Source organism: Bacteroidia bacterium, from assembly GCA_025056095.1.
GTDB lineage: Bacteria > Bacteroidota > Bacteroidia > JANWVE01 > JANWVE01 > JANWVE01.
This window is the reverse complement of record JANWVW010000285.1, coordinates 1-2,929: the sequence shown is the minus strand read 5'-3', so window position 1 is coordinate 2,929 and position 2,929 is coordinate 1. Positions and strand designations below refer to the sequence as shown.

4 protein-coding genes are annotated in these 2,929 nt (G+C 40.5%); 2 read left to right on the top strand and 2 right to left on the bottom strand.

The window, feature by feature from the left end; genetic code table 11:
- Positions 1-116: 116 nt before the first annotated feature.
- Positions 117-641, bottom strand: a complete 525-nt coding sequence (gene purE / locus NZ519_13450) for a 5-(carboxyamino)imidazole ribonucleotide mutase (GenBank protein MCS7029759.1) — start codon at positions 639-641, stop codon at positions 117-119.
- Positions 642-767: 126 nt separating this feature from the next.
- Between purE and NZ519_13445 the strand changes: the two genes are divergently transcribed.
- Complete coding sequence (locus NZ519_13445; protein ID MCS7029758.1) at positions 768-1,214, top strand: hypothetical protein; 447 nt, start codon at positions 768-770, stop codon at positions 1,212-1,214.
- Positions 1,215-1,222: 8 nt separating this feature from the next.
- Entirely contained in the window at positions 1,223-2,326 is a 1,104-nt protein-coding gene (gene ribD / locus NZ519_13440; GenBank protein ID MCS7029757.1) for a bifunctional diaminohydroxyphosphoribosylaminopyrimidine deaminase/5-amino-6-(5-phosphoribosylamino)uracil reductase RibD, read from the top strand.
- On the opposite strand, the gene NZ519_13435 is transcribed toward ribD, so the two are convergent.
- Positions 2,323-2,763, bottom strand: coding sequence for a hypothetical protein (locus tag NZ519_13435; protein MCS7029756.1), 441 nt, complete (start codon positions 2,761-2,763; stop codon positions 2,323-2,325). The two genes, ribD and NZ519_13435, sit on opposite strands and share 4 nt — an antisense overlap.
- Positions 2,764-2,929: the final 166 nt, after the last annotated feature.

The following is a 2,929-nucleotide window of genomic DNA, read 5'->3' as shown; positions in this document are numbered from 1 at the left end:
CGTTAGCGAAGCACCGAAGCGAAGCGTAGTGCGGAATGCCCCGACCCTTGCGTCAGCAAGGGGCACGCCCAAAAAATGAAAACCAGTAAGTTAATTGTTAGACCTAAAAAATAAACTCATTTCTTTTCTTGCAAAAAAGCTTTGTAGCCCATCTCTTCCAATCGATAGGCAGTTTTCTCTACATGGGATTGCATGTTAGACTTGTATCGTATCATCTTTTCAAGCAAACTCTGATTTGAAGTAGCTAAAATTTGAACGGCTAAAAGCGCAGCATTTTTAGCCGCATTGATAGCTACCGTAGCTACGGGAACCCCATTGGGCATCTGAACAATAGAATACAAAGAATCTAATCCGTTTAAGCTTTGAGTTTTGATAGGTACCCCAATAACAGGTAACGGCGTAATAGAAGCCGTCATACCAGGTAAGTGCGCTGCACCCCCAGCACCTGCAATAATAACCTTCAAGCCCCTTTTGTGCGCATCACGAGCATATTCTACCATTCTGAAAGGAGTTCTGTGCGCAGAAACAATAGTCAATTCATAACTGACTTCAAACTCATCTAAAAGTATAGCCGCTTCTTGCATAATCGGCAAATCGGAATCCGAACCCATAATAATGCCTACTTGCACGTTTTTATCCATGCGGCAAAAGTACAAAATAACCACTGTCTTTGACTTACTTTCAATTTTTTTTGAAAGAAGAGTTCCCAAAAACTTGACTTTTTCAATAAGCCGTTCTATTTTTACACTCGAAATAAGCGGTATAGTATGATACCACAAGAATATATAGACCTACCTTGGTCTGTTCGTAAAAAAAGAGGTATTCTTAAAGAAGGCGAAAGACCCCCAATGTACCCATCTTCAGGAGGGGGAGATGCTGCACCCAAAGCCGAAACAGTAACCGAAAAACCACAAGTTGCCGAAGTAACTGAAACTGCTACCGTAGAAGAAGCACCTGTATCAGGCGGTTTTACAGGGGTAGCCGCTGACCCTAAACTGCTTAAAGAAATAAATAGCCGCTTGCAAGCCTTAGAAACTGCTATTCTTAGCCAATATTCAGACGAAAAATACATTCCCGAAGGTGTACATTTGTACGAAGAATCAGGTATTAGAGAAAGGCACGGCACTATTCCCCCTTGGATATGGGCAGGCTATTTTGCCATCACCTTCATAGGCGCATGGTATTTAATTTACCATCTACTTATTAAGCAATAGAGTTTTGAATGCATACCCCATCTCTAAGCGAGCATGAGTCTTTCATGCGAGCTTGCTTTTTATTAGCTCTAAAAGGATATAACCAGGTCAAAAGTAACCCTTTGGTAGGGTGTATAATTACGGTTGAGGGCAAAATTATTGCTTCGGGCTATCATCAAAAGTATGGGCAAGCACACGCAGAAGTCAATGCCATTGAGCAAGTTAAAGATCTAGAAATTCTTAAACAAGCTACTTTATACGTCAATTTAGAACCTTGCACTCACTATGGCAAAACTCCTCCGTGCACAGATTTAATCATTCGGCATCGCATTCCCCGAGTAGTCATTGCTAACGTAGACCCCTATGAAAAAGTAGCAGGTAAAGGTATGGAAGCACTAAGAAAAGCAGGTATTGAAGTACACCAAGGCATACTATCTCAAATAGGAAACTATGTCAACAGGGCTTTTTTTACCTACATTCAGCAAAAGCGACCTTACGTTATTCTCAAATGGGCAGAGAGCGCAGATGGCTACATTACGGCTCAATATCCTAAAAAGGTACCCATCAGTAGCGCTGAAACCTATATGCATACCCAAAAACTGCGTGCTTACGCCGATGCTATTTTGATAGGCAAAAACACCTTATGGAACGATAATCCTAAGCTTACCGTCAGAAGTATTCCCCAAGCTAAAAATCCTATTCGTATTGTGGTAAGCCATAACATACATATTCCCTCTACTGCCTTTTTATGGAACGGCGAAGCACCCACTTGGTACCTGTATCCCAAAGCACATGGAAATTTTTACCCTTTTAGCCAAACTTTTGAGTACGTTCCCCTACCTGATACTCAACCTAATACAGTATTACAGTTTCTCTATCAAAAAGGTATAAAAAGCTTGTTAATTGAAGGGGGAAGTAATATTTTAGAGCAATATCTGTCCGCCCATTTGTATGACGAAGTGTGGATATACAAAAGTAAAAACCTATACCTCAAATCAGGAATAAAAGCACCTACCTTTTCTCAACCGCTTAACTTGTTTGAAGAGAAGATAGAAAATTACATTTACTACTATTCCCGAGTAGGTATGTGGAAAGATTTTTGGAAAGAGCAGGAAAATGAAAAATTTGCTTAGTTTTTATCACCACCGAAGTACTTTTCTTCAATAATGTCAGCGGCTTCAGCCACTTCCCAAATAATCAGTTTGAGTTCCTCGTAGCTGGTAGCCTCTAGGATAGGGCTGGCTTGTATAGCTACGGTTTCACAGTCTTTTCCCTCAGGAGTTTTATCTTCGTAGATAGTGATGGTAGTGTATACACACTGGCTGCTTTCTTTTAGGATTTGGTAAGTGTTAATGCCTGGGTTGTAAGTTCCACAACGGCTGTTAATTACAATACAATCTTTTCCTTTGTATCTTTGAGGTACTATCCGTACAAAGACATATTGATAGCGTTTTGAGCCATCTTTAAGCACAAGAGGAATGTCTAACAAATAGACATTATGGCCTACTTCTTTGGGGGGCTGAGCGTTAAACTCTGCGGCAATTTTTTCTAAGATTTCTTTCAAGTTCATGGGTACAAAAATAGTAAACATCGGTTATACTTCCAAACGATTACGTTTTCATTTTTACACAAAAAAAATAGCTATGTGAAGTTAAAATATTTAATTTTTTGGGCGTGCCCTTGCCCACACTTCGCTTGCGCTGGTGTGGGCAAGGTCGGCGTGCTACGGGCTACGC

Excerpts from the sequence above, each read along its gene's own strand:
- purE (MCS7029759.1), bottom strand. The coding sequence starts at position 641 with ATGGATAAAAACGTGCAAGTAGGCATTATTATGGGTTCGGATTCCGAT.
- NZ519_13445 (MCS7029758.1), top strand. The coding sequence starts at position 768 with ATGATACCACAAGAATATATAGACCTACCTTGGTCTGTTCGTAAAAAA.
- ribD (MCS7029757.1), top strand. The coding sequence starts at position 1,223 with ATGCATACCCCATCTCTAAGCGAGCATGAGTCTTTCATGCGAGCTTGC.
- NZ519_13435 (MCS7029756.1), bottom strand. The coding sequence starts at position 2,763 with ATGAACTTGAAAGAAATCTTAGAAAAAATTGCCGCAGAGTTTAACGCT.